This window comes from Brevundimonas sp. UBA7507 (assembly GCF_002478355.1).
GTDB lineage: Bacteria > Pseudomonadota > Alphaproteobacteria > Caulobacterales > Caulobacteraceae > Brevundimonas > Brevundimonas diminuta_D.
Genome location: NZ_DLNP01000013.1, coordinates 330,682 through 357,208 on the forward strand (window position 1 = coordinate 330,682; position 26,527 = coordinate 357,208).

Below are 26,527 nucleotides of genomic sequence, written 5' to 3' on the forward strand. Positions count from 1 at the left end.
ACGGAGTCGATCGTCTTGTTGATCGTCCTGTCCCCGGCCAAAAAGCTGGACTTCAATCCGCCCGCCATCGACGCCCCCGTGACGCCGAGGCGATGCGCCGATGAGACCGCCGAACTGGCCAAGGTGACGCGCGAACTCAGCCGTGCAGACCTACGCCGCTTGATGTCCATTTCCGACGCCCTGGCCGAGTTGAACTATCAGCGCTTTCAGGCCTTCGACAACGATGCGTCGGAAGGCGCGCTCCAGGCCGTCTTCGCCTTCGCAGGCGATGTCTATGACGGGCTGTCGGCGCGCACACTGTCGGTCGACGACCTAAACTGGGCGCAGGATCACCTGCGCATCCTGTCGGGTTTCTATGGTCTGCTGCGGCCGCTGGATGCGATTCAGCCTTATCGGCTGGAAATGGGCATCCGTCTGAAGACCAAGCGCGGCGCCACCCTGTACGACTTCTGGGGCGAGCGGATTTCGCTGCGCCTGAACGAAGACGCCGGAAAACTAGCCGAGCAGACGTTGGTGAACCTGGCCAGCCACGAATATTTCGGCGCGGTCGATGCGCGTGCATTGAAGCTGCCGGTCGTGACCCCCCACTTCAAGGAGAAGAAGGACGGCGAGGCCCGCATCATCTCCTTCTACGCCAAGAAGGCCCGCGGCGGCATGGCCCGCTTCGCCATCGAGAACCGCCTGGAAAAGGTCGAGGATCTGAAAGCCTTTGATCGTGACGGCTATCGCTTCGACAAGAGTCTTTCGACGGACACGGACTGGATATTCATCAGGGAAGGAAATTCCTGATCGCCAGATTGAACGACTGCGGTTAGGTTGCGTTGCAGCAACATCTTCCACGGGTTCCTTCTGTCATGTTCGCGATGAACGATCTCAAAGGCCGCGTCGCGGTCGTCACCGGCTCGACCTCGGGTATCGGTCTGGCGTTTGCGCGGGCCGTGGCCCTATGCGGCGGCGATGTGATGCTAAACGGCCTGGGCGACGCCGAGGCCATTGAGAAGACGCGCGCGGACCTGGCTGCCGAAACCGGCGTGCGCGTCCTTTATCATCCCGCGGACATGACCCAGCCGGATCAGATCGAGGACATGATCGCCACGGCGCAGCGCGAGTTGGGTCGTCTCGACATCCTGGTCAACAACGCCGGCATCCAGCACGTCGAAGCGGTCGAGAACTTCCCCGCCGATGCGTGGGAGAAGATCATCGCCATCAACCTGTCCTCGGCTTTCTACGCCACCAAGGCGGCTATCCCGATCATGAAGGCCCAGGGTCGCGGCCGGGTCATCAACGTCGCCTCGGCCCACGGTCTGGTCGCCAGCCCGTTCAAGTCGGCCTATGTCGCGGCCAAGCACGGCGTGATCGGCTTCACCAAGACGGTGGCGCTGGAGCTGGCGCAGGAGAACATCACCTGCAACGCCATCTGCCCCGGCTTTGTCGAGACGCCGATCGTCGCCAAGCAGATTCAGGATCAGGCCCGCACCCGCAACATGAGCGAGGAAGACGTGATGAAAAACGTCATTCTCGGCTCGCAGCCGACCAAGCGCTTCGTCACGACCGACGAACTGGCGGGTATCTTCCTCTATCTGGCGTCGGACCTCGGCGCTTCGGCCAACGGCGCCCACTTCTCCGTCGACGGCGGCTGGACGGCGCAATAGCCTTCTGAGCGGCCGCTCGGGCCGAAAGACGGAGAGGCTGATGGCGAAACGCAAACCTGTCTGTCTGGCCCTGCAGGGCGGCGGCGCGCACGGCGCCTTTCAATGGGGCGTGCTGGACCGACTGCTTGAGGCCGATGTGCTGGACGTGCGCGCCGTCACCGCCGCCTCGGCCGGAGCGATGAACGCCGCCGCCCTGATCACCGGGCTCAAGCGCGGCGGCGCCGAGGGCGGTCGCGAGGCGCTCGACACCCTATGGCGCGAGGTGAACCAATCCGGCGGCCGCAACGTCTTCGGCGACAGCGCCGTCTGGTCCAAGGCTCTGACGCCGGACTGGCTGAAGGGCACGCCGATGTGGCAGGCGGGACAGACGCTGGCCCTGTCGATGAGCCCCTACTCCTTCAACCCCTTCAACCTGAACCCGCTGCGCCGGGTGCTGGAGACGGCGGTGGATTTCGAGGCCCTGCGCGCCTCGTCCATTCAGATGTTCGTGTCGACGACGGCGGTGCGCGCGGGCCGCTCGCGCATCTTCAAGTCCGAAGAAATGGCGCCGGAGGTGCTGCTGGCCTCAGCCTGCCTGCCCCAGTTGTTTCAAGCGGTCGAGATCGAGGGCGAGCCCTATTGGGATGGCGGTTATCTGGCCAATCCGGCGCTGTGGCCGCTGTTCTACACCGACACGCCGGACGATATCCTTCTGCTGCCGCTCAATCCGTTCCAGCGCGACGAGGCCCCGCGCGAGGCGGGCGACATCAACGACCGTCTGAACGAGATCGTCTTCAACGCCCCGCTGGTCGCCGAACTGAGGGCCGTCGCCTTCGTTCAGGATCTGATCGCCGAGGGCAAGCTGAAGCCCGGCGAAGACCGTCGGCGTGGAATCCGCATCCACGTCATCGAGGCCGACGAATGGCTGGGAGGCCAGTCGCTTCACTCCAAATTCGACACGGAGTGGAGCTATCTGAACGAGTTGAAACAGCACGGTCGGACAGCGGCCGACACCTGGCTTGAGACCTGCCTGCCCAAGGTCGGCAAGGCGTCCAGCGTGGATGTGAAGGCGCGGTTTCTCTAGCCCACGAAGCCCGCCGCACGGCGCAGGCGGTCGTTGATCGCCTCGCCCAGCCCCTTCGCCGGAATGGGCGACACCGCGATCCCGACAGGCCGAGTACGATCCGCCTCTCGCAACAGACGAAACAGATTGGCCGCAGCCTCGCGCAGGTCGCCGCTCGGGCTGAGGCTCCAACGCGGATCGCCGACGCCCGCGCCGAACCCCAGCAGGATTTCGCCGTCCCTGACGCCCTCCGCCTCGATCCGCACTGGTGCGTCGGGCGCATAGTGCAGAGCCAAGCGGCCGGGAGAGCGATGCCCCTGCCCGCCTTCGGCCAGCGGCCCGGCGACCGCCTCGATCTCTTCGCGCGTGACGGAGCCGGGACGCAGCAGGGCGACCTGACCGTCCAACACCGAGACGACGGTGCTCTCCACGCCCACAGCGCAGGGGCCCCCGTCTACCGCCGCACCAACGGCCTGGCCCGTCTCTTCCAGAGCGTCGCCGAAAGTCGTCGGGCTGGGCCGTCCCGAACGGTTGGCCGAGGGCGCGACGACCGGCCCGCCGAAGGCGCCGATGACCGCCCGCGCGCGCGGATGGCCCGGCACGCGCACGGCCACGCTGTCCAGCCCCGCCCGCGCCAGATCGCACACCCGCTCGCGATCGCGCACCGGCGCCACAATGGTCAGCGGCCCCGGCCAGAAGGCCTCGGCCAGAGCCCGCGCCTTGGCGTCGAACACCGCGATAGCCTCGGCGTCCACGGCGTTGGCGACATGGGCGATCAGGGGATTGAAGCGCGGCCGCCCCTTGGCCTCGAAGATGCGCGCCACCGCCTGAGGGTTGGAGGCGTCGGCCGCCAGCCCATAGACCGTCTCGGTCGGCAGGATGACCAGACGTCCCGTCTTCAGCGCCTCGGCGGCGATTTCGGGGCTGTCGCCCCTGGCGGGTCGGTCGGCGGGCACGGTCGGCCTTTCCTTACGCGGCGTCAGCCGTTCAAACAGGGGGCTACAGTGCGCGGAATCTCGACCAAAGTCCAAGCGGGCTTGCGCCCAAGGGCGCGGCGGCCGACAGAAGCGCAACGTCTTTCTGAGGATAACCGATGAGCTACCGCGCCCCCGTCCGTGACATCGCTTTCGCCCTCGACGCCGTGGCCGGGATCGGCCAGGTGGCGGCGACCGGCGCCTTTCCCGATTACGACGCCGATGTCGCCTCGGCCGTGCTGGACGCCGCCGGGCAGTTTTCGGAAGAGGTTCTGGCTCCGCTGAACCGCCCTGGCGATCTGGCGGGCGCCAAATACGCCAACGGCGCCGTGACAGCCGCCCCCGGCTTCGCCGACGCCTACCAACAGTTCGCAGCGGGCGGCTGGACCAGCCTGACCGCTTCGACGGAGGCGGGCGGACAGGCCTTGCCCAAGGCGCTGGAACTGGCGGCCTATGAGACCGTCCACTCGGCCAACATGGCCTTCGGCCTGTGCCCCATGCTGTCGCTGGCCTCCATCGAGGCGCTGGAGCAGGTCGGCAACGAACATCAGAAGGCGACCTACCTGCCCAAGCTGGTCAGCGGCGAATGGACCGGCGCCATGGTGCTGACCGAGCCGCACGCGGGCTCGGACCTGGGCGCCCTGACGGCGACGGCCGTCCCCAACGGCGACGGCACCTACGCCCTGAGCGGCCAGAAGATCTTCATCACCTGGGGCGACCACGACGCGGCGGACAACATCGTCCACCTGGTGCTGGCCCGCCTGCCCGACGCCCCTGCCGGGCCCAAGGGCATCAGCCTGTTCCTGACGCCCAAGTTCGCCGTCAACGCCGATGGTTCTCTGGGCGAGCGCAACGCCTTCCGCCCGGTCGGCGTCGAGCACAAGCTGGGCATCCACGCCTCGCCTACCTGCGTCATGAGCTATGAAGGCGCCCGCGCCGAACTGGTCGGTCAGCCGAACCAGGGTCTGGCCCATATGTTTGTCATGATGAACGCGGCCCGCCTGGCCGTCGGCGTCGAAGGCGTCGGCATCGCCGAGCGCGCCTATCAGCACGCCCTGGCCTATGCGCTGGAGCGCCGTCAGGGCCGCAGCGTCTGGACGGGCGAGAAGGACGCGCCGATCTTCGACCACCCTGACGTGCGCCGGATGCTGTCGGTGATGAAGGCCAAGGTCGCCGCCGCCCGCGCCATCTGCCTGTCCACCGGCGTCGCCGCCGACCTGGCCCGCCACGCCGCCACCGAGGAAGAGCGCAAGGCCTGGAAGGGCCGCGAGGACCTGTTCACCCCGATCGCCAAGGCCTGGTCCACCGACGTCGGCTGCGAGGTCGCCTCGCTGGGCGTTCAGGTCCACGGCGGCATGGGCTTCATCGAGGAAACCGGCGCGGCCCAATACTATCGCGACGCCCGCATCGCCCCGATCTATGAAGGCACCAACGGCATCCAGGCCATGGATCTGGTCGGGCGCAAGCTGTCGATGGACGGCGGCGAGTCGGCCAAGGCCCTGATCGCCGAGATGAAGGCGACCTTGGCCCAGATCGACCGCCTCTATGTCGGCAAGCCGGTCGAGCGTTTCGCCACCGCCATCGAGGCGATCGAGGACGCCACCCTGTGGCTGCTGGACGCCAAGTCGGATCCGGCCCGCGCCGCCGACGTTCTGGCGGGCGCCGACGCCTATCTGAAACTGATGGGCGACGTGGTCGGCGGCTGGATGCTGGCCAAGGGCGCTCTTGCCGCCAAGGCGAAGCTGGACGCCAACGACGGCGACGCCGTCTGGCTGCAGGGCAAGCTGGACCTCTATGAAGTCTACGCCGCCAATGTGCTGGGCCACGTCTCCAGCCGTCTGGCCGCCGTCGGACAGGGCGGCGACCTGCTGCAACGCATGAGCGCCGAAGCCCTGGCGGGCTGATCGCTGTTCTATGACTTGAGCGTAAAGCGCCTCCTGTGCCACCTAGGCGCGGGAGGCGTTCTTATGAGAGCGATATTCAGCGCTACGATCCTCATCACGGCCGTCCTTTTCAACGGCCCATTGCTCGCCGCTGAAGAACCGCCCGTCGACTGGGTAGCACGCCCTACGCCGACGTCAGACGACTTTCCGCCGTTCGCCGCCGCCATGAACATCAGCGGCTGGGCCGAAGTGAACTGTCTGGCGACGGCCGAAGGCCTGCCCAGCGCCTGCACCGCCATGCGCGCAAGGCCCGATGGGCTGGGATTCGCCGAGGCGGCCGTTCGCGTGATCCAGCGGGCGCGATTGACGCCCGCCCTGCCCGACATTTCGCCCGAAGAGCGCGTGTTCAAGGTCCGCGTGCCGTTCAATAGCTCGCCATTCAGCGACGCACCGCCGTCACCCTGGTCCGGCCCGACGCCCAACGCCGCACAGTTGGAAAGCGGCCGTCGCTACGCCCGACGCAGCGTCGAACCGGTCGTCCGCTTGCGACGCCACTGGCGGCTGGATCAGATGCCGCCCGAGATGCGCCGGACGACCGAAGGCTGGATCGCCGAACTGTTCGGAAACCTGGAGACGGAGCGTCAGCGACGGGCTCTGGCCGCGGCGCGCGTCCTGGCCGTCCGCGGGCTGGACGCCATGCCGCCCAAACAGCCGGATGACTGGACTGAATCCTGGGTTCCACAGTTGAACGAGGCCAGTCGCGATCTCTATCCTCGCGAACCGATGATCGAACTGCGTCGCCGTTTTTGCGCCCGTTACGATTGCGGGCCGACGGCCGAAACCGTCGCCACCCCTGAATAGTCCGGAGTTCCTCGCATGATTACGCTTCTAGCGACCTTGGCTCTGCTGGTCGAACCTGCACATTGGGAGACGGCGCCGGATGTGAAGCCTGCCGACTACCCAGCCCTGGCCAGAGACCTGCGGATCAACGGAACCGTCACGCTCGAGTGCGTCAATAATGAAGACGGCGCTCTGTCCAGGTGCGCGGCCATGTCGGCAAAGCCGGCCGATGCGGGCTTTCAGCAGGCCGCACTGGCCGTCGTGTTCCGAGGGCGCGTCGCCCAGCCTGCGGGCGTCCCTTTCAGCATCGAACTGCCCTTCGACATCCTGAACGAAGACAACGAACCGCTGCGCCAACCGTGGGAGGGCCCCGAACCAGGCCCAGAACATATCCAGGTCGCCCAGACCTTTACCGACAGCTTCTATAGCGGCAGCCGCTCTGCGGCCGAACGCTCGATCCGGGATTGGAAGGTCAACGAGATGCCGCCCGAAAAGGCGGCGCTGCTGCGCGGCTGGATGGCCGAACTGTATCCCGACCTTGAAGCTGAGAAAGCCTGGCACGCCGCAGGGGTCGCTCGCGTCCTTGCGCTGCACGGCGTGGACTATCTGCCGACGCGGAAACCGATCGGCTGGGACGCCTGGCATGCTCAGGTCACCCAGGCCAGCCCGGAAGACCCGGCCCCGATCAGAAACGAAATGCGCCGCCGCTACTGCGCGGCGTTCGACTGCGTTTCGGGCGTAGCGGTCGACTGATCCAGCAGGACGATCGTCTCGCGTACATATTCGGCGTGGGCCACGACGCCCAGGTCGATACCCTGTCCGCCGCTCTGAACCTCCTGCACCAGCACACCGGCGATAAAGGGGTGGTCGGGAACCGGCGCCCCCGGCACGCGGCGCGCCGCCGGAGTCCAGAAGACCGGCCCTCCGGAGTTCCCCTGAGCCACCACGAAATCCAGCAGGAAGATCGGGAAGTGCCGAATCGGCGTCAGCGGCCAGGAGCTGATCCGCCCCAGCCGCAGGATGGGAAAGCCCGCCCGGTTGGCCGACAGCCCATGCGGATAGCCCAGCGCCAAAAGTTCATCCCCCGGTCCCATACGCCAGCGATCGAAGGCCTCGGCGTCAGCCAGCCATCCGGCGGGAATCGCCGCCTGGGCGAAGGCGGGCGGCGCCGTGATCTCCATCACCGCCACGTCACGCTCCGGATGCGCGGTCCACAACGGCGCGCCGTTCGCGTCGCGGATCGTCAGGCTTTCCGGCGTGAATTTCCAGGCGCCGTCCGCCTCGGCCGTGCGCCAGCCGATCCGCGCCTCATTGCCCGGCATGACGTCCAGCACGTGCCGCGCCGTCACCAGCACCACGCGCGGCGCGCCGTCGGGCCGAGGCGCGGCGATAAGGAAACCTGTACCGACCTTCCTCTGGCCGTCGCTGATGGCTTGATCCAATTGCACAGTGGCGTTGATCACGCCGACCGTCAGATCCCATTCGGGCGGCGGAGCGACGACAGCGGGTTGTTCGGGCGGAAGATCCTGAATGATCATGCCGCCATTTGACGCCGAGCGTCGCCGGGCACAAGGTCCAGCTCAAATCATATTCCAGGGGGAAGCCCACGCCATGAACCGCCGTGAACTGATCGCCTCGACCGCCGCCGTCGGCGTGGTCGCCGCCTCCCCCGCCCTTGCCCGCCAGAGTACCGGAGCCTCGATGTCAAAACCCACGCCGCCCGTCGCCAAGAAGGTTCCCGTCCGCATTGAACAGTTGGGCCGCGTCCGCGTCGACGACTATCAGTGGATGAAGGACGACAACTGGCAGGCCGTGCTGCGTGATCCTTCGCTGATCAAGGCCGACGTCAAGGAGCACCTGACCGCCGAGAACGCCTACCGCGAAGCCATGATGGCCTCCACCCTGCCGCTTCAGGCGCAGATGTTCGAGGAGATGAAGGGCCGCATCAAGGAGGACGACAGCTCCGTCCCCGCCGCCGACGGGCCGTGGGAATACTACGTCCGCTATAACACCGGCGACCAGCATCCGCTCTATTGCCGCCGCCCCCGCGGGAAAAAGGATGGCGAGATCATCCTGCTGGACTGCAACAAGCTGGCCGAGGGCAAGGCCTATTCGGAAGTCTCGGCGACCGAGCACAGCCCCGACCACGCCCTCTTCGGCTATGCCGAGGACGCCCAGGGTTCGGAAGTCTACAAGATCTATGTGAAGGATCTGGCGACCGGCGAGGTGCTGCCCAACCCGATCGAATCGGCCAGCGCCAACTTCACCTTCTCGCCCGACAGCCAGTGGATCTTCTGGACCAACCGCGACGACAGCGGCCGCCCGGACAAGATCTTCCGTCGCCCGGCGCGCGGCGGCGAAACCACGCTGGTCAATGAAGAAATCGACGAGGGCATGTTCCAGGGCGTCGGCCGCACCGCCGACGACGCCTTTATCGTCATCTCTATCGGCAACCAGGAAACGTCGGAAAGCCGCATCATCCCGGCTTCAAATCCCACCGCCGCGCCCGTGGTGGCCGAGCCGCGCCACGTCGGTCGCCTGTATGACCTGGACCACTGGGGCGACCGCTGGGTGATCCGCACCAACGCCGACGACGCCGTCGACTTCAAGGTCATGGAGGCGCCGACCGCCTCGCCCGGCAAAGCCAACTGGAAGGATCTGATCCCGCACACGCCCGGTCGCTTCATCGAGGGCGTGGCCCTGGTGAAGGACTATCTGGGACGTCAGGAACGCGCCGACGCCAACACCAAGATCGTCATCCGCGACCGCGCCGGCACCGAGCATGAGATCGCCGTGGACGAGCCCGCCTATGCCCTGTCGCTGGGCGGGGCGTCGGAGTTCGACACCACGGTCATGCGCTATGGCTACAACTCGCCGTCCACGCCGACCTCGACCTATGACTACGATCTGAAGACGCGCGAACGCACCCTGCGCAAGGTTCAGGAAATCCCCTCGGGCCACAATCCGGCGGACTATGTGGTCGAACGGCTGAACGCCCCGGCCTCTGACGGCGAACTGGTGCCGGTGACGGTGCTGCGCCGCAAGAACACGCCGGTCGACGGCTCGGCGCCGCTGCTGCTCTACGGCTACGGCTCCTACGGCATACCGATGGCGGCCAGTTTCGCGACGAACCGACTGTCGCTGGTCGATCGCGGCTTCATCTACGCCATCGCCCACATCCGCGGCGGCTCGGACAAGGGCTGGAACTGGTTCCTGACCGCCCGGCGCTTCACCAAGAAGAACACCTTCACCGATTTCATCGCGGCCGCTGAACACCTGATCGCGCAAAACTACACCAAGGCCGGGAACATCGTCGCCGAAGGCCGATCCGCAGGCGGCCTCCTGATGGGCGCCGTCACCAACATGCGGCCGGACTTGTGGGCGGGCGTGATCGGCGGCGTGCCCTTCGTCGACGTCATCAACACCATGAGCGACACCAGCCTGCCCCTGACCCCGCCGGAATGGCCTGAATGGGGCAATCCGCTCGAGGATGCAGCCGCCTACGACTACATGCTGAGCTACAGCCCCTATGACCAGATCGAGGCCAAGCCCTACCCGGCCCTGCTGGCGACCGGCGGCCTGTCCGATCCGCGCGTCACCTATTGGGAGCCGGAGAAGTGGGTGGCCAAGCTGCGTCCGGCCTCGACCTCGGGCAAGCCGGTGCTCTTGAAGATCAACATGGAGGCGGGTCACTTCGCCTCGTCGGGCCGCTTCGACTATCTGAAGGACATCGCCCACGACTACGCCTTCGCCGTCTGGGCGGTCGAAAAAGGTTGGGAAAAGGCGTGATCGTCCGGCCGTTCGCGGAAGCCGACCTGGCGGCCGTAACAGCCATCTACGCCGACAGCGTGCTGAACGGCACGGGGACGTTCGAACTGGACGTCCCCCAGTGCTGATGAAATGCGAGCGCGCTTAGCCGCACCCGCGGCCCTAGGTCTGCCGGTTCTGGTCGCCGAAATCGACGGAGCGGTCGCGGGCTACGCCTATGCTGCGCCTTATCGCCTGCGCGCGGCCTATCGCTTCATGGTCGAGGATTCGATCTACGTCGCCGAAGCGTTTCGCGGACGGGGCGTCGGCAAGACGCTGCTGGACGCCCTGCTCAGGGCCTGCGAGGCCCTGGGAATGCGTCAGGTGGTGGCGGTGATCGGCGACAGCGCCAACACCGGCTCCATCGCCCTGCATGAAGCCGCAGGCTTCATCCACGTCGGCGCTTTCCGCGACGCCGAGTGGAAGTTCGACGGCTGGCGCGACGTCGTCTTCATGCAGAAGGCGCTCGGCCTCGGCGGCGCGGCTCCGCCCGACGCCGAAGGCCTGGATTGCGGTTGCTAGAGTCTGAATTCGCAGATTTTTTAGTAAAAGCGCCACAATGCGCTTGACCGAAAGCGCGACGAACCGTATTCGCCCCTCCTCTCCTCCTCGCGGGGAGAGAAACGCGGGTGTAGCTCAGTTGGTTAGAGTGCCGGCCTGTCACGCCGGAGGTCGCGGGTTCGAGCCCCGTCACTCGCGCCACTCCTTCTCAGAAATGAGGGAGTGGCGCGCTGCTCCCGCCTTCAAATTCTCCATTACACAACATCATAATGTGTCGTTTCAACATGACGACACTCGCTTCGTCTCGTCTCTCGGCGCTCGTAAGGTGCGTCCGTTCAGCAAGCCAACGCTCATAAAAAAAGACGGCGGATCAATCGATCCGCCGTCCAGTATTCAAGATATCTTTTCTATTAGAAGCGCGCAGTCAGGCCCACGAAGTAACGGCGACCCAGAACATCATAGGTCGACGGGTCGGTGTTTGCCTGGATATTCGGCGAATACAGCGGCGGCTGCTCATCGAACAGGTTGTTCACACCCACACGCAGAGACACGGCGTCATTCACGTCATAGGTTGCACGCAGATCGAAATACCACATCGAATCCACGCCAGTACCGGAACCGCCCGTGACAGTGTTGCTATGCACCATCTCGTCGATGAAGCGAGCCGTACCCGTGACCGAGAACGGGTCCAAGCGCCAGCTCGTGCTGATGGTATGACGCCATTCCGGCGTGGCCGACCCCGTGCCGGTACCAATGGTGCCAACAAAGTCACGCACCGGATCCAGCGGAGTGGTCTGGGATTCGTACTTTTCGACCCAGGTCGACAGAACGTTGAAGTCCAACGCTCCAGCGCCACCCAGTTCGAAACCAACACCGAAGTTGAAGTCAACGCCGCTGGTTTCCGTCATCGCCTGGTTACGCGACAGTTGGACGACATTCTGCACCGAGCCGTTGGCTTGGTTGCGCTCAAACAGACGGCACCAATCGTTGTTGGGGTCGTAGGTCGGGTTCGCGTTATCCAGGTTGAAGCAGCGCTGAACGATCGTGCCGACACCGATCGAAGCAATAACGTCTTCGATCTTGATCGACCAATAGTCCACCGACAGATAGAGGCTATCAGCCCAACCGCCCGTGCTGAACGGCGAACGCGCCACGAAGCCAGCGGTCCAAGAATTGGCCTCTTCCGGCTTCAGATCCGGATTGCCACCCGTAATTGCGGGAATCTGACCCGACCAGGTGAAGTTGGCGCCGCCAGCCACAGCCGACTGCGTCTGGCACAGTTGCGCGATCTTGGCGCCGTTCGGGCCATTGCGGCTGTATGCTGCAGTAGCCGGCAAGCGAACGTCACACGGATCGAGGCGGTTGAAGGACGGGAAGTTGTTCACCTGAGGAGCAAATAGTTCCGAAATCGTCGGCGAGCGAACCGCCGTCTGATAACCACCGCGTGCGCGAAGCCAGTCATTCACTTCCCACTCAAGATTGGCCTTCCAGCTATTGGTCGTGCCCGAATGGGAGTTCTCCGAAACACGATAGCCAAGCGACAGCGACACATCCTTGGCGAAAGCTACATCCTTAACGACCGGCACCAACAGTTCGGCGAAGATGTCTTTCCAGTTCAAGAAGCCAGAAGTCGGCAGCTGCTGGTTGAAACCAGCCACTAGACCAGGCTGCAGCCCGCTATCCGGACGGAAGTCGAAATCCAGTTCACGATAGCTGGCGCCGAAAGCACCCTGAACCGGGCCGGCGGGCAGTTGGAACAGATCACCGTTGACAACAGCTTCAACCACGGACTGCTCAACAACGGTCAGGTTCTTGGCTTCAAGGCTGACCCAAGCCGCACAACTGGCATCGATCGGCGCGGCGCCGAACAGGTTGAGGCCGTTAGGGCAAGCGCCGCCAGAAAGGGCTGCTTGCTGAGCGACCGTCGGAGCCCGGAAAGCGGCGACGCGCGCGTCATAGTCGGCCTGGCTTTCCGTCGCCCCCTTGGCGTCGATATGACCAAGCAACTGGCCGACGCGGTCGCGGCGAACATTTCCGCCTTGGATTTCGTTCAGCGATGTGCGGCCATACGAAGCATAGACATCATAGGTCCAGGTATTGGTGCGGGGCAGCGATCCCTTGGTGCCCAACAGGACTTGCCAGACGTCATGGGTGTTGAAGCCAGTACGGCCGCCCAAGTCGTTGAAGCGCTTCGAGAAGGCGAACGGATCGTTCGGACGAGCGCGCGCCGCCAGAAGCGATCCTAGTTGCGATCCAATGAACGGATTGCTGACCGCCACGTTCCAGCCCGTCGAACCGCCGGCTGGCGTCGGAGCGAGCTCCTGCTTGGCGTTATAGTTGGTGTACAGCGCCTGGACGTAAGGCTTGAAGTGGTCGTTGAGCTCATAGTTCACGCGCGTGAACAGGTTCCAACGTTCCATCGGCAGGACCAGGATGTTGTCCGGCTCAAAGTTGTACGAGAAGATGTTCGGTGCGAAATTCGTGGCTACAGCAGATTCCGGCCCCTTATAGCCGTACATGTTGTAGACGCTGCTCGTTTCCAGACCCGTACAGAACAGGCTTCCATCCGGATTAAATCCGAAACCGGCCCAGCCGCCCGAAGCGTCGCAGTTGTTCGGGCCGCCAAAGAGGCCATTCACGACCCCTTGCGTCGGCGTGTTAGCGCCTAGCGCAACCGAACCGCCAGGGAAGATCGCCGTCGTTGTAGAGGCTTGCGAAGCAAAATCACGCGCGCCCTTGTACATGACCTCACGGTTGAAGTAGCTGGCGTTGAAAACCGCATTCCCCTTACCGTCGCCGAATTGGCCGCCAAAGGTAATGTCAGTGCCCCACTCCTGCCCGTCACCTTCTTCGGTGAGACGGTATTGGGAGTCGATCTGAATGCCTTCGAAGTCATTCTTCATGATGAAGTTGACCACGCCCGACACGGCGTCCGCACCGTAGGTCGAGGCCGCGCCGCCGCTGATGATCTCGACGCGCTCGATCAGAGCCGCAGGAATGGTATTGACATCGACCGTGCCGCCAGCGGTCGAGCCCATCGGACGACGGCCGTCCATCAGCACCAGGTTACGGCCAGACCCCAGACCGCGCAGATCGATAAAGGCGCGGCCGTTCGAGCTCGGGTTGTTCGACTGCGAGCTAAGGCCTGCAGTCACTTGCGGCAGGGTATTGAGATACTGCTCAACCGTAGTCGAACCGGAGTGCGTCATGTCCTCCTGTTGGACAGTCAGGATCGGGCTCTCGGCGACCGCATCGCGACGGGCGATGCGCGAGCCGGTCACCACGACTTCATCAACGCGGGAGACCTCCTCCTGCGGCGCACTCTGCGCGAACGCAGGCGCAGCGAAGCCGATAGCAGCCACTCCGGCAATCATCGTGGTCGCTAGCAATCGCTTGCGATGTTCCATGGAAATCAATTCTTCCTCCATTAAATGAAGGAGCGCAGCGGAAAGCGGATATTCCCAAAAACGCCGACACCCCCAACCCAGCCTCAATTTCTAGCGATTCGAAACCGCGGCTGACTTTGCATCTATCTTCATATTTGAACTTGTTCATTGACCTTTACGATATTGACGCGAGTTAGCCCCTCACGTGTCTCAAAATCGCCACATAAGTATCCAAATAGCCTAGAAATTGACACTTACAAACCGCCCCTCAACTCAAAATAGAATTTCAAAAGTCATGGAAATATTGGCAATATCTCCCCCCATTTGCCGCTTTTTGGCCATTATCACCCTCTCCCTGCTCATCGCCGGAAGCGCTAAGGCCCAAAGCGGCCCCACCGCTTTCGAAAGACTGTCCGAATGTCAGGGCCTCACCGCAAACGAACAAAGACTGACCTGTTACGACGAGCGCATGGCCGCTCTACGCGCCGCAGCGAACAGCGGTGAGGTTGTGATTATGGAGCGCGCGCAGGTTGAGGCCGCCAAGAGAGCGGTCTTCGGCTTCTCCGCGCCTAACCTTCCGGCCATGTTCGGAGGAGATGCCATAGAAAGCCTAGAGACAACGCTGGAGCGCGCCACCGCCGCTGCGAACGGGGCCTGGGTTTTCCACCTTGCAGACGGCTCGACATGGCGACAGATCGACAACACGCGTGTCGCCAACCGTAGGGCTCGCCAAGGGGAAGAGGTTCGCGTCCGCAAGGCGGCACTAGGCAGCTACTTTCTTAATCTCGGCTCGAATCGAGCCGTCCGGGTGCGGCGCGAGTAATCAAAAAGCAGCCCTACGAAACACAAAAAAGCGGCGGATATGTAATCCGCCGCCTTCTTGCCATCCAACAAATCCTCAGAAGTTTGCCGTGACGCCAAAGAAGAAGTAGCGACCCATGGCGTTATACAGCTGCGGGTAGGTATTGTTGTTACCCGTCGTGCCGACGCTGTAGGACAGCGGCGGATCGGAATCGAAGACGTTATTCACGCCAGCGCGCAGAGAGATATTATCCCGCATCTGCCAAGTGCCCGCCAGATCGAAATAGTTCTGAGAATCCAGAACGCGATCAATACGGTCGCTCGGCGAGTTGTTCAGGCTACCATCCGAACCCAGAACCGCGATCTCGGCCTCGCCGTAATGCCGCCACGTGCCGTTCAGGTTCAGGCCGTCGATCGGCGTGTTCCAGTCAACCCGAAAGCGGTGACGCCACTCGGGGTTCGGCACGCCGCACTGGTTGGCGTAGAACCCCGCACAGTCATACGTCGATCGGGCCAGACCCAGACCGGTGTCGGTCTCAAGCTTATCCAGCCAAGTACCGATCAGGGCGAAGCCCAAGCTGCCGACGCCGCTCCAGCCAAAGTCAGCCAGATCGACGTTGTAGTTGGCGGCGACATCGACGCCCGAAGTCTTCAGACCGCCAATGTTGGTGTTCAGATCCACCACATTGCCGGTGCCGACCCAAAGCTGGCCGTTGGCGTTCCGCTGGATATTGTTACAGGCCGTCATGAAGCCGCCTTCGTAACAGGCGTCCAATGCGTTCTGCGGGCCGACCGATGAGATCAGATTGTCAATCTGGATGTCGAAGTAGTCGAGCGTCAGATTGAAGCCCGGCAGGAACTCCGGCGTGAACACCACCCCCAAAGTCAGGGTGTCGGAGCTTTCCGGCGTCAGGCTCGTCTCCCCCCCCTGCAGGACATTGTACTGGCCGGCCGGGCTGCTCAGGTTGCCGCCGTCAGCTTGGCCTTGCGACACCTGCCAAGGATTGGTGCCCACGCAGGCAGCTTGCGACGCGGTGCCATCTTCGTTCGGGTCGGTGAAGTCGCAGGGATCATCATCCATATCGAAAAGATTGAAGCCCTGCGCGGTGAACAGTTCGATGACGTTCGGCGCTCGAACCGCGCGTTGCGCGCTGGCTCGGAAACGAAGCGAAGGAATAGGCGCCCAGTCGCCGCCGATCTTCCAGGAATCCGTGCCGCCGCCGAGATCATACTCCGAGTGACGGTAAGCTAAGTCGAGCGACAGCTGATCGGCGAAAGCCATGCCTTCGGCGATCGGGATCTGAGCCTCAACGAAGACGTCGTAAACCTGGTTCGCACCATTCAGGCCCAGCGTCGGACCGCCTTGACCGGCGCCGTCCCCCGTCGAGAACGACACGTCAGGCGTCAGATCCAGAGCGTCTCGGCGATACTCGCCGCCGAAGGCCGCCTGAACGCTCCGCGTGGCCCAAGGCGACTTCACTCCATAGGCGCCCAAATCAACCGTCAACGAACCCGAAGCCACCTGCTGGGTCGTCCAACCCGTCGCGACCAGCGGCACCTGCAGATAGTTCAGAGCCGCTTGCGACACGCCGCCTGGCTTGAAGATATCGTAGGGAACGCAATCAGCGTCGATACCGGCAAGCACCGAACGGCAAACCGGCGTATTGGTGCTGGGATCCAGCACGACATCGAGAGCACGCGCCAACCGTGTATTCGAGAATTCGTTGCGGTAGATATTGGTGTACTGCGCACGAGAATACTGGATCGACAGATCGTAGCTCCAGGCGTCATTTAGATCGCCTCGGGCTCCGATCACGCCACGATACGATTCGAAGCGGATGTCGGACTGACGTCCGCCGCCCTCAACGTTACGTCGCCCGATGTACAACGGCACCAGGTTAGGGTCTTCCAACAGGCGGAAAGCCTCATTGCCGCCAGGCGTAGTCGCCCCCGGGGACGACAGCGAGAACGTCTTGTTGTCGTTTTGGATCACCCAGGTGTTGTAGGCGGCCGTAGCTTGCGCCCCGCATCCAAGATTGGTCGCCTGCTGCGCATTCAGAAGAGGGCTGTCGCAGTTGATAAACGACGACCCATCGGTAGTGCGGAAACCGTTCTTGAACTCGCCAAAGAAATTACCCGATGGCGCGATCTGAGCGATCGTGGAGTAATCGTTGAACATCAGCTGAGTATACACTTCGATTTTGTCAGTCACATCGTAGTGACCGAAAACCCCCAGCGTGTACCTCTCATCCGGCCGCTGAAAATAGTTGGACGGACCGAAATTGTATGCATCCGTCGCGCCAACATAGTTGCGGAAGCCTGTACCGTTCACGGTATAGGCGAAGCTCGGCAGCGGGTTGACGTCAACATCATCCGTTGTGGGATCGTTATCGATATCGATCAGGAATTCATTGCCGCCGAAATCCGTAAACTGGCCGGGAAATGACGTGCCAGAACCACCGCAGTTAAACTCACCCGGAGGCGTACTAGCTGCTGGCGCCGAAAGAGAACAGGACGAATAATCGTAGTCGCGCCCCAACACCTTGTTGTTCTTACGATAGCCAGCATATAGCGTGATATTACCACGATCATCAGGGGCATTGACGCCCATCAGCAGGTTCACTTCACGGCTGAACCCCGTATAGACGTTATCGTCGGGCAACTGGAACTGCGATGGGTTCGAGGCGGAGCGACGTTGAATAACGTCGCGCAGGTTGCCCACGCCGTCATAATCGTTGTTGTGCTGGTTGAAGCCATATTGGGCATCGATCTCGATGCCCTCAAAATTCTTGCGCATGATGAAGTTCACCACACCCGCGATGGCATCCGAACCATAGACAGCCGAGGCGCCGCCGGTCAGCACTTCAACGCGCTCGACCATCTGGCCGGGAATCTGGTTCAGGTCCGCTGCATCGTCCTGCGGCGAGCCATACCCCATCCGCTTGCCGTCGATCAGCACCAGAGTGCGCGACGAGCCGAGGTTCCGCAGCGACACCGTCGCCGTGCCAGAGGCGCCGTTGGCGACCGTCGAGTTCTGGGCAGCGAAAGCCTGAGGCAGTTGGGTGACCAGATCTTCAACGCGGGTCACGCCCTGGACGTCGATGTCTTCGCCCGTGACTTGGGTCACAGGGCTTGTAGTGGTCAGGTTCGGCTGACGTAGGCGCGAGCCGGTCACGACGATGTCGCTCACCTGACTCGGCTGATCGGCCTCGGGACTCGGCGTGGTCTGGGCTGCAGCCGGCGCGGCGAAGCCGACCAGCGCAAGGCCCGCGATCATCGTCGACGCCAGAAGACGCTCACGTTTGATCTGAAAATTCAAAGCTTATCCTCCTAAGTTGTGGACGACTCTGATGAGGTCCACCCCCATCCGTCGACCACGGGATAATCTCGACCATCACCTAAGCTATAAGGCGCGCCCGATACCCGATCGAAAAGTAGCCACGACACGCGACTACAGGCCACGCAAATTACATCAGATTCACGACTGAGCCTTCAGCATGTCGCAATTTCGCCACGCAATGACTCGGATGACATTTCGCCAAATCTCATGCGATGATCCGATATCTTCAAAATCATGATTTCGGGATGGGCCAAGAATGCGAATAATGTTGACCTTCTGCGTCGCCGCGATCGGCACATTTGGCCTCAGCTGCGACACTTTGGCGCAAGTTCAGTCCTCTGAACGTTCAACGCTCCTGAGCGATCTTTCCGAATGTCGCGCCATGCCGGACGCCGCCGTTCGCCTGGCCTGCTTCGACCGAACGGCAGACGCCCTGGATACGGCGGAACGCCAAGGCGAACTGGTGGTGATGGAGCGCCAACAGATTCGCGAAGCACGGCGCCAGCTCTTCGGCTTCAGCGCTCCAGCCCTTCCTGCGCTCTTCAGCCGAGGCGGCGGCGGGACGGATGCTGAGCCGGAGGTCGACTCCGTTGAAACGACCTTGGTGAGCGCCGGTCAGGATCATGAGGGCAAATGGACCTTCCGTCTGGCTGACGGCGGCGAATGGCGGCAGATCGATTCTGCGCCTGTCCGTTTCCAGAATCGGAGCGGCATAGAAGTCAGGGTGCGCCGCGCAGCTCTGGGCAGTTACCTGCTAACCGCCGGCAAGAGCCGGGCAGTTCGCGTCAAGCGGCAGTAGTCTAAAAAAGCAAACGGCACGCGCTTACTCTCGAGTCCGGCTATGGTGCGAGCCGCTCTCCTTTGTGGAGAAGCGGCTGCTGGATTCGCACACGCAGGGAGGCTGGCCATGATCCCCTATCTCCGTCAGTTCGACTTCGCCTACGGGCGACGCGATCAGGTCTCCCCGTTGATTCAACGCGTGATCGCCGACAATCCGGGTCCATTCACCTTCACAGGTACAGGAACCTATATCGTCGGACGCAGCTTGCCGGCCGCCGAAGTGGCAGTGATTGATCCCGGACCGGACGATGACGCTCATCTTTCGGCCTTGCTGCGCGCCATTGAAGGCCGCGTGGTCAGCCACATCCTTGTGACGCACACCCATCGCGACCACGCCCCCCTCGCCCGCTCGCTGGCCGAGGCCGTCGGCGGCGCGCCGATCCTGGCGGCTCGACCGCCTGAGCGGCCCCTGCATGTCTCAGCCGCGCTGGATGAGGACGATGACGCCGACTTCCGCCCCGATGTGCTCCTAGCCGGAGGCGAATGGATCGAGGGCGACGGGTGGACGCTGGAAGCCATGGCCACGCCTGGACACGCCTCCAACCATATGGCCTTCGCGCTGCGACAGGAGAACGCCCTGTTCAGCGGCGATCATGTGATGGGTTGGTCGACCACAGTGGTGGCTCCGCCGGACGGCGATATGGCCGATTACATGAACAGCTTGGACGCCGTCCTCGCGCGTGGTTTCTCGACGATATGGCCGACGCACGGCCCGGCGATCACCCAGGTCGCCCCCTTCCTGAAGGCCTATCGCGACCACAGGCTGGAGCGTGAGGCCCAGATCATGGCTCGGCTCGCGTCAGGCGACCAGATGATCGCAGACATGGTGCCCGCCCTATACGCCGCCGTCGATCCGCGACTGTGGCCCGCCGCCAGCCTTTCTGTGCTCGCCCACCTGATCAAGCTGGCGAATGAGGGACGCGTCCAGGCATCCCCTCAGCCAGAGATGGCCGCCAGTTGGCGACTGACCGATCCAGCCCTTTAAGGGGTCAGCTCTGCGACGACCGCCTTGGCGAGACGACAAGCCTCATCCCCGACCTGAAGGTTGTCGCGCCCGGCGACGCGAACGTCGGTGCGGCCAGGACGAATCCGGACAGTGACATCATGAGTCAGGCCGAACCACGCGCCTTCCTTGCGTCCGTCCACACGGAAAGGCGCCGTGCCCAGAACCGTGAACCCCGCCTTTTCGAGCGCCCAGGCGGCGGTCTCCGGCGCGACCTGGGTCGGCGCGGGACTCAATCCTTCACAGGCCTGAGGCCGGGTTTCGGGCACGCCCGCAAGGCGCCGCTCCGCCGCCAGAATACGCGCGAAGGCCGGCGGCTCCGCTGGATCGGTCGCCACATCGCGCGGAGCATCGGTGAAACGGCGCTCCTGAACCAGATAGCCGCCCAGCGTCACACCCGCGATCCCCAGCGCCGCTCCCGCAATCCCCAACAGTCGACGCTCGCGAAACGCCATCAGGCAGGCGGCCAGGGCGGCCGCCAAGCCCAGATAGGCCAGCACCCGCCCCGCTTTCAGGGCCAGCACGCCCAGACTGAAATCAGCGCTCCACACGCCCACCCGCGCGCCGCAGACCGCGACCAGCAACAACGTCGGCGCCAGAAGCGCAACGAGCAGCAACATCACGGCCAGAGGCTGGCCCTTGGGGCGTGTGGTCGACATGGCGTCCTCCGTCGCTGTCAGCCGGCGGCGGGCAGTTGATAGTCCTTCATCCGCTCGCGCAGCGTCTTCTTATCGATCTTGCCGGTGGCGCCCAGAGGAATGTCGTCGACGAAGACCACATCGTCCGGCATCCACCACTTGGCGATCTTGCCCTGCAGGAAGTCGAGGTGCTCCTGCTTGTCCTCGGCCTCTCCTTCCTTGAGCTTGACCATCAGCACCGGCCGCTCGTCCCACTTGGGATGGGCCGCGCCGATGACGGCGGCCAGCGCGACCTTGGGATGGCCGACGGCGATGTTCTCGATGTCGATCGAGCTGATCCACTCCCCGCCCGACTTGATGACGTCCTTGGCGCGGTCGGTGATCTGCATGAAGCCGTGGGAATCGACGCTGGCGATATCGCCCGTGTCGAAGAAGCCTTCGTGATCCAGGATATCGCCGCCCTCGCCCTTGAAATAGGCGCCGGCGACAGTCGGTCCCTTGACCATGACCCGACCATAGGTCTTGCCGTCATGCGGCATGTCCTGGCCGCCGTAGTTCTTGATCTTCAGCTCGACGCCCAGCGGCGGCGTGCCTTGCTTCATGCGCCAGGCCATCTGCTTGTCATAAGGCAGCGCCTTCAGCTCCGGCGTCAGATTGGCGATGGTGCCGATGGGCGAGGTCTCGGTCATGCCCCAGGCGTGCACCACCTCGACGCCGAACTTGTCCTGGAACCCGCGGATCAGAGCCTCGGGGCAAGCCGAACCGCCGATCAGCACCTTTCGCAGAGTCGAGAACTTCAGATTGTTCTCCACCATGTGACCGAACAGCCCCTGCCAAACCGTGGGCACGGCGGCCGAGAAGGTGACGCCCTCGGTCTCGATCAACTCATAAATGGAAGCGCCGTCCATCTTGGCGCCCGGCATGACCAGCTTGGAGCCCGCCGCAGGCCCGGCGAAGGCGATGCCCCAGGCGTTGGCATGGAACATCGGCACCACGGGCAGAATGACTTCGCTCGGCGTGCCTCCCAGAACCGTCGTCTGCATCCCCAGCAGCGTATGGATGAAGTTGGAGCGGTGCGAATACAGCACGCCCTTCGGGTTGCCCGTCGTGCCTGAGGTGTAGCAGAGGCCGCAAGCCGTCTGCTCGTCGAACCCGCCCCAGGTCACATCACTGGACGATTGCTCCAGCACAGTCTCATAGGCCTCCGCCCTGGGCAGCTTGGCCTGCGGCATGTGGGCGGCGTCGGTCATGACGACGACGCGCTCGACCGTCGGACAATGCGGCAGAACGGCTTCCAGCAACGGCACGAAGGTCAGGTCGGTGAAGATGATCCGGTCTTCGGCGTGGTTGATGATGTAGGCCAGTTGTTCGGGGAACAGGCGCGGGTTCAGGGTGTGGCATACGGCCCCGATCCCCATGATGCCATACCAGGTCTCGATATGGTTGCCGGTGTTCCAGGCCAGTGTCGCGACGCGGTCGCCTGGCTTGATTCCCCAGCCCAGCAAGGCGTTCGACACGCGGCGCGCCCGTTCATGGATGGCGGCGTAGGTGGTGCGGACGATCGGCCCCTCGACCGAACGCGTGACGACCTCACGCTCCCCGTGCCAGTTCTTCGCGTGATCGAGGATCTTGTCGACCGTCAACGGCCAGTCCTGCATCATACCCAGCATTCGGCGTCTTCCCTCGTCTATGCGCCTTGGTTGAAAGCGGCGCTTGCGCCCACGCTAAGACAGGTGAACAGCGACAAGCAACGTGACGCAAGGGAAGGCAGGCCGCGACAGATCGCCGTTTCAGCGCGCGATCAAGGCTTGCATCCGGCTGCATCCGGGTGAATGAGCCGCCCATGACCATATTGATCGCCATCACCGGCGGCTCGGGCTCCGGCAAGAGCACCCTGGCCGAAGCCCTGATTTCCTCGCTGCCGGAGGGTGTCGCCGCCCTGTTGCGCGAGGATTCCTACTATCTGGATGCGGCGTCCGTGCCGGGCTTCGACGCCGCGACGCATGACTTTGACGATGTCGCCGCTCGCGATCACGATCTGCTGATTTCCGATCTGACCGACCTCAAGGCCGGGCGCAGCGTCACCGCTCCCCTCTACTCCTTCATTCATCATAGACGCGAACCGGGCGGCGAACCGGTGCCCGCCGCCCAGGTCGTCGTCGTCGAAGGCACACACCTGTTGTGCACGCCGGCCCTGACCGCCCTGTTCGACATTCGCGTTTTCGTCGACACTCCGCCGGATATCCGCTTCATTCGCCGGCTGCTGCGCGATCAGACGGAGCGTGGACGAACGGCGGAATCGGTGATCCATCAATATCTCGCCACCGTCCGCCCCGGTCACGAGCGCCTGACGGAACCCTCGCGGGTTTATGCCGATTTCATCGTCGCGGACGCCACCGCCGCCGTGCGTCTGGAAGACCCCCAGGCCGTCGTGCGTCTGGCCGCGCCTGTTCTGGCCCACCCCCTTCTCGAGCCCTGGCTGAAGTAACAGGCCTCATCGGGTGCGTTAACCGTGATCGTTGCAATCGTGGCAAATTAAAGGCAAGATCATCGTCTAACGGCTGGTGACAATCCGATGACCGTCTCGGTCCATGTCCTCGACGACCCTCGACGCGACGCCCTTGTGCGCCAGGCTCGCCTGCACTTTGTCGAAGAAGGCTACGCTGGCGCAAAGATGGAACCGATCGCCCGCGAAGCGGGCGTATCGACGGCGACCCTCTACGCCATGTTCGAAAACAAGGCGGCGCTGTTCGCGGCGGTGATCGATGAAGCGTCCGCAGATTTCGCCGAGCGCATGGCCAAGGTGAAAACCTGCAGCGGCCCGGCGCAGCCGAGATTGAACAGCTTCCTGACCGCCTACGCCGACTTCATCAGCGACCCGTTCGTCAGGGCCATCTTTCGCCTGGTCATGACCGAGCGGCGCCGCTTCGAGAGCTTGGCGACCACCTTCTATGAGCAAGCCAAGCACGACTTCGGCACAGTGTTGGTCTCGGCCCTGGCCGAGATGGCCGCCAAGGGCGAGTTGAATCTCCACAAGCCTTCGTGGGCCGCCAGCCAGTTGATGGGCATGGTGGAGCACCCACTGTTCTTTGTGCCGGCAGTGACCGGGGACCAGGTTCTACCGGCCCGCTCGCCCGCCGCCATCGCCGAAGACGCCGTGGAGACCTTTCTGGCCCGCTACGCCGCCTGATCCGCTTCAAAACCGCTTAGGGCCACAGACGACTGCGGCGCCAGGGCTGATCTTCCGTAGCCCGATCAAAGCGCAGGCGGTCGTGCAGGCGGAAAGGACGATCCCGCCAGAACTCGATCTGTACGGGCCTGACCCGCCAGCCGGTCCAGCGATCGGGACGAGGCACTTCCTGACCGTCAAAGCGCGCGGTCTGTTCCGCCACCCGCGTTTCCAGCGTCGCCCGGTCCGCCAGAGGGCGCGACTGATCCGACACCCAGGCGCCGATTCGGCTTTCGCGCGCCCGGCTGGCGAAATAGGCGTCGGCCTCTTCCACGCTGACCGGCTCGACCGAGCCGCGAACACGCACCTGGCGGCGCAGGCTCTTCCAGTGGAACAGCAGGGCGGCGCTTGGGCTGGACCACAATTGACCGCCCTTGGCGCTTTCCTGATTGGAGAAGAACGTGAACCCCCTCGTATCGACATCCTTCAGCAACACCATCCGCACGTCAGGATGACCGTCGACATCGACCGTAGCCAGGGCCATCGCGTTGGGGTCGTTGGGTTCTGATGCTCGCGCATCCTCCAGCCACTCCACGAACAGGGCGATAGGCTCGTCCCGGTCGAACAGGCTTTCATCCGCGTTCGCCTCGAGCTGGGCGGCATAGTCTTCGCGAGACGGGCTGGGGGGGATCACTGACTGGGTCATGCTGGACCTATAGTCCCGCTGGCGGTTCGCGTCACATGGCGTTCGTTCAATCCTGCGTCAGCTTTGCAAATAAGGTTAACCCTGTCTTGACCATGTGGCCTGCACAGTGGCCGCCATGCGCGCAGACAGCCTCTCCTTCATGGACGCTCGGCGCCTGCTCGGCCTCAACGGCCCCGCAGGGCCGCAGGCTCTGGCCGCCGCCTTCCGCATCGCGATCAAGGCCTCTCGCCCGGATCAGCCCGGCGGCGACGCCGAACGGTTCCGGCGCGTAATCGCGGCCTATCGCCTGTTGCAAACCGAAACGCGCGCCCTGCCCGCACCACGCAGAGATTCCGAGGCTCCAGGCGTCCACACTGCGCGCACCGCCTCTCCTCCGCCGCCTCTGATCGTGCTGACGCCGATGCAGGCGCTCACCGGAGGCAGCGTGATCGTCAATGCCTGGGGGCGGCGCCTGCTGATCCACGTTCCTCCAGGCGTGAGGACCGCCGACCGTATCCGCCTGAAAGGCTGCCCCGCCCTGCTGCGCGTCTTGATCCGACCGGCCGACGGCTTGTCCGTTCTGGGAGCGGATCTCTTCATGGATTGGCCCATCGCGCCGCGCCTGATGCGGGACGGCGGACGGATCGAGATCAACACGCACGCCGGACCACAAGCCGCCTGGCTGGTGCCGGACATGGTCGAGCCAGTGCGACTGCGCCTTCCCGGCCTCGGCCTGCCTGCACGGGGCAAGCGGACCGCCGGCGACCTGTTCGTCAAGCTGGTCCCTTCTGACGACCTGCCTTCGGCCGCCGAGGATATGCTGCTTCGCTTCACTCGGGTCTGGACGCCGGAGCGGATGGCGGCTTAAGCCTCGCCATCATGTCGCACAACACCTTCGGCCACCTGTTCCGCGTCACCACCTGGGGCGAAAGCCACGGCCCCGCCATCGGCTGCGTCGTCGACGGCTGTCCGCCGCTGATCCCGCTGACTGAAGCCGATATCCAGCCCTGGCTGGATTTGCGCAAGCCCGGCGGCAGCCGCTTCGTCACTCAGCGACAGGAGGCCGATCAAGTCCGTATCCTGTCAGGCGTCTATGATGACGGCGACGGCCCGGTCACGACCGGAACCCCGATCAGCCTGATGATCGAGAACACCGACCAGCGATCCAAGGACTACGGCGAGATCGCTCGCGCCTTCCGTCCCGGCCACGCCGACTATGCCTATCAGGCCAAATACGGCGTGCGCGACCCTCGCGGCGGCGGTCGGTCGTCAGCGCGCGAGACGGCCAGCCGCGTGGCGGCGGGCGCGGTGGCCCGCAAAGTCCTAGGCCCGGATGTGCGGATTCGCGCAGGCGTGGTCCAACTGGGCCCGCACAGAATCCCAGATGAAGCGGTCGACTTCGACGCCGTCTACGACAACGCCCTGTTCGCCGCCTCGACCGAGGTCGTGCCTGCGTGGGAGCGGTATCTGGACGGCGTGCGCAAGGCGGGCTCGTCCATCGGCGCCGTCGTCGCGCTGGAAGTCACGGGCGTCCCGGCCGGATGGGGCGCGCCCCTCTACGCCAAGCTGGATGCGGAACTCGCCGCGGGCCTGATGTCCGTCAACGCCGTGAAGGGCGTCGAGATCGGCGCTGGCTTCGGCGCCGCCGAACTGTCAGGCGAGGACAACGCGGACGAGATGCGCCTGGGCGACGACGGCCAGCCCATCTTCCTGTCGAACAAGGCTGGCGGGGTTCTGGGCGGCATCGCGACCGGCCAGCCGCTGACGGCGCGCGTGGCGTTCAAGCCTACCTCCTCCATCCTGACCCTGCGCCAGACCATCAACCGTGACGGGGCCGAGGTCGACCTCCGCACCAAGGGCCGCCACGACCCCTGCGTCGCCCTGCGCGGCGTCCCCGTGGTCGAAGCCATGGCCGCCATCGTCCTGGCTGACGCCAAGCTGCGGCATCGCGCGCAGATGGGCTGAC

23 protein-coding genes and 1 tRNA gene are annotated in these 26,527 nt (G+C 63.9%); 17 read left to right on the forward strand and 7 right to left on the reverse strand.

The window, feature by feature from the left end; all coding sequences use genetic code 11:
- The first annotated feature begins 15 nt into the window (after positions 1 to 15).
- The 3 genes from yaaA (at position 16) to B3D50_RS09085 (ending at position 2,715) form a co-directional block, all read left to right on the forward strand.
- The gene (gene yaaA / locus B3D50_RS09075) at positions 16 to 789 is read left to right on the forward strand and encodes a peroxide stress protein YaaA (RefSeq protein WP_269297982.1); all 774 of its coding nucleotides are present in this window, start codon (positions 16 to 18) and stop codon (positions 787 to 789) included.
- A 65-nt stretch (positions 790 to 854) separates the two neighbouring features.
- Positions 855 to 1,652, forward strand: coding sequence for a 3-hydroxybutyrate dehydrogenase (locus tag B3D50_RS09080; protein WP_286950868.1), 798 nt, complete (start codon positions 855 to 857; stop codon positions 1,650 to 1,652).
- Between the two features lie 40 nt (positions 1,653 to 1,692).
- Complete coding sequence (locus B3D50_RS09085; RefSeq protein ID WP_286950869.1) at positions 1,693 to 2,715, forward strand: patatin-like phospholipase family protein; 1,023 nt, start codon at positions 1,693 to 1,695, stop codon at positions 2,713 to 2,715.
- Here the strand turns inward: B3D50_RS09085 and B3D50_RS09090 are convergent.
- Positions 2,712 to 3,650 carry an L-threonylcarbamoyladenylate synthase gene (locus tag B3D50_RS09090; protein WP_286950870.1) on the reverse strand — a complete coding sequence of 313 codons (939 nt, stop codon included), beginning with the start codon at positions 3,648 to 3,650 and terminating at the stop codon, positions 2,712 to 2,714. The two genes, B3D50_RS09085 and B3D50_RS09090, sit on opposite strands and share 4 nt — an antisense overlap.
- A 137-nt stretch (positions 3,651 to 3,787) precedes the next feature.
- On the opposite strand from B3D50_RS09090, the gene B3D50_RS09095 reads away from it, so the two are divergent.
- The 3 genes from B3D50_RS09095 (at position 3,788) to B3D50_RS09105 (ending at position 7,144) form a co-directional block, all read left to right on the forward strand.
- A complete protein-coding gene (locus tag B3D50_RS09095) occupies positions 3,788 to 5,572 on the forward strand; it encodes an acyl-CoA dehydrogenase (protein ID WP_286950871.1) in 1,785 nt (594 codons plus the stop codon).
- A 120-nt stretch (positions 5,573 to 5,692) separates the two neighbouring features.
- Positions 5,693 to 6,412, forward strand: coding sequence for an energy transducer TonB (locus tag B3D50_RS09100; RefSeq protein ID WP_286950872.1), 720 nt, complete (start codon positions 5,693 to 5,695; stop codon positions 6,410 to 6,412).
- 81 nt (positions 6,413 to 6,493) lie between these two features.
- Positions 6,494 to 7,144 carry an energy transducer TonB gene (locus B3D50_RS09105; RefSeq protein ID WP_286950873.1) on the forward strand — a complete coding sequence of 217 codons (651 nt, stop codon included), beginning with the start codon at positions 6,494 to 6,496 and terminating at the stop codon, positions 7,142 to 7,144.
- Here the strand turns inward: B3D50_RS09105 and B3D50_RS09110 are convergent.
- Entirely contained in the window at positions 7,099 to 7,929 is an 831-nt protein-coding gene (locus tag B3D50_RS09110) for a trypsin-like serine peptidase (RefSeq protein WP_286950874.1), read from the reverse strand. The genes B3D50_RS09105 and B3D50_RS09110 overlap by 46 nt on opposite strands.
- Positions 7,930 to 8,002: 73 nt before the next feature.
- On the opposite strand from B3D50_RS09110, the gene B3D50_RS09115 reads away from it, so the two are divergent.
- From B3D50_RS09115 to B3D50_RS09125, 4 genes are all read left to right on the forward strand, one after another.
- The gene (locus B3D50_RS09115) at positions 8,003 to 10,180 is read left to right on the forward strand and encodes a S9 family peptidase (RefSeq protein WP_286950875.1); all 2,178 of its coding nucleotides are present in this window, start codon (positions 8,003 to 8,005) and stop codon (positions 10,178 to 10,180) included.
- A complete protein-coding gene (locus B3D50_RS15790) occupies positions 10,177 to 10,287 on the forward strand; it encodes a GNAT family N-acetyltransferase (RefSeq protein ID WP_409516080.1) in 111 nt (36 codons plus the stop codon). The genes B3D50_RS09115 and B3D50_RS15790 overlap by 4 nt, the downstream gene beginning before the upstream one ends.
- 4 nt (positions 10,288 to 10,291) lie before the next feature.
- A complete protein-coding gene (locus B3D50_RS09120; RefSeq protein WP_313413715.1) occupies positions 10,292 to 10,720 on the forward strand; it encodes an N-acetyltransferase family protein in 429 nt (142 codons plus the stop codon).
- Positions 10,721 to 10,823: 103 nt separating this feature from the next.
- A tRNA-Asp gene (locus B3D50_RS09125) sits at positions 10,824 to 10,900 on the forward strand.
- Positions 10,901 to 11,109: 209 nt separating this feature from the next.
- On the opposite strand, the gene B3D50_RS09130 is transcribed toward B3D50_RS09125, so the two are convergent.
- A complete protein-coding gene (locus tag B3D50_RS09130) occupies positions 11,110 to 14,106 on the reverse strand; it encodes a TonB-dependent receptor domain-containing protein (protein ID WP_286950877.1) in 2,997 nt (998 codons plus the stop codon).
- A gap of 274 nt (positions 14,107 to 14,380) precedes the next feature.
- Between B3D50_RS09130 and B3D50_RS09135 the strand changes: the two genes are divergently transcribed.
- A complete protein-coding gene (locus tag B3D50_RS09135) occupies positions 14,381 to 14,908 on the forward strand; it encodes a hypothetical protein (RefSeq protein WP_286950878.1) in 528 nt (175 codons plus the stop codon).
- Between the two features lie 75 nt (positions 14,909 to 14,983).
- On the opposite strand, the gene B3D50_RS09140 is transcribed toward B3D50_RS09135, so the two are convergent.
- On the reverse strand, positions 14,984 to 18,205 hold the full coding sequence (locus tag B3D50_RS09140) for a TonB-dependent receptor domain-containing protein (RefSeq protein ID WP_286950879.1): 3,222 nt from the start codon (positions 18,203 to 18,205) through the stop codon (positions 14,984 to 14,986).
- Positions 18,206 to 18,491: 286 nt separating this feature from the next.
- Between B3D50_RS09140 and B3D50_RS09145 the strand changes: the two genes are divergently transcribed.
- Both B3D50_RS09145 and B3D50_RS09150 read left to right on the forward strand, forming a co-directional pair.
- Positions 18,492 to 19,025: a hypothetical protein gene (locus tag B3D50_RS09145; RefSeq protein WP_286950880.1), complete on the forward strand. Its 534-nt coding sequence runs from the start codon at positions 18,492 to 18,494 to the stop codon at positions 19,023 to 19,025.
- A gap of 108 nt (positions 19,026 to 19,133) precedes the next feature.
- Complete coding sequence (locus B3D50_RS09150) at positions 19,134 to 20,051, forward strand: MBL fold metallo-hydrolase (RefSeq protein WP_286950881.1); 918 nt, start codon at positions 19,134 to 19,136, stop codon at positions 20,049 to 20,051.
- Here the strand turns inward: B3D50_RS09150 and B3D50_RS09155 are convergent.
- Both B3D50_RS09155 and B3D50_RS09160 read right to left on the reverse strand, forming a co-directional pair.
- Complete coding sequence (locus B3D50_RS09155) at positions 20,048 to 20,728, reverse strand: DUF1499 domain-containing protein (RefSeq protein ID WP_286950882.1); 681 nt, start codon at positions 20,726 to 20,728, stop codon at positions 20,048 to 20,050. The genes B3D50_RS09150 and B3D50_RS09155 overlap by 4 nt on opposite strands.
- Positions 20,729 to 20,745: 17 nt before the next feature.
- Positions 20,746 to 22,377: a long-chain-fatty-acid--CoA ligase gene (locus B3D50_RS09160; RefSeq protein WP_286950884.1), complete on the reverse strand. Its 1,632-nt coding sequence runs from the start codon at positions 22,375 to 22,377 to the stop codon at positions 20,746 to 20,748.
- 173 nt (positions 22,378 to 22,550) lie between these two features.
- On the opposite strand from B3D50_RS09160, the gene udk reads away from it, so the two are divergent.
- Both udk and B3D50_RS09170 read left to right on the forward strand, forming a co-directional pair.
- Positions 22,551 to 23,195: a uridine kinase gene (gene udk, locus B3D50_RS09165; protein ID WP_286950885.1), complete on the forward strand. Its 645-nt coding sequence runs from the start codon at positions 22,551 to 22,553 to the stop codon at positions 23,193 to 23,195.
- Positions 23,196 to 23,282: 87 nt separating this feature from the next.
- Entirely contained in the window at positions 23,283 to 23,897 is a 615-nt protein-coding gene (locus B3D50_RS09170) for a TetR/AcrR family transcriptional regulator (protein ID WP_286950886.1), read from the forward strand.
- Between the two features lie 16 nt (positions 23,898 to 23,913).
- On the opposite strand, the gene pdxH is transcribed toward B3D50_RS09170, so the two are convergent.
- Entirely contained in the window at positions 23,914 to 24,582 is a 669-nt protein-coding gene (gene pdxH, locus B3D50_RS09175; RefSeq protein WP_286950887.1) for a pyridoxamine 5'-phosphate oxidase, read from the reverse strand.
- A gap of 115 nt (positions 24,583 to 24,697) precedes the next feature.
- On the opposite strand from pdxH, the gene B3D50_RS09180 reads away from it, so the two are divergent.
- Positions 24,698 to 25,429, forward strand: a complete 732-nt coding sequence (locus B3D50_RS09180; RefSeq protein WP_286950888.1) for a J domain-containing protein — start codon at positions 24,698 to 24,700, stop codon at positions 25,427 to 25,429.
- A gap of 11 nt (positions 25,430 to 25,440) precedes the next feature.
- Positions 25,441 to 26,526: a chorismate synthase gene (gene aroC / locus B3D50_RS09185; RefSeq protein WP_286950889.1), complete on the forward strand. Its 1,086-nt coding sequence runs from the start codon at positions 25,441 to 25,443 to the stop codon at positions 26,524 to 26,526.
- The last annotated feature ends 1 nt before the right edge of the window (position 26,527 follow it).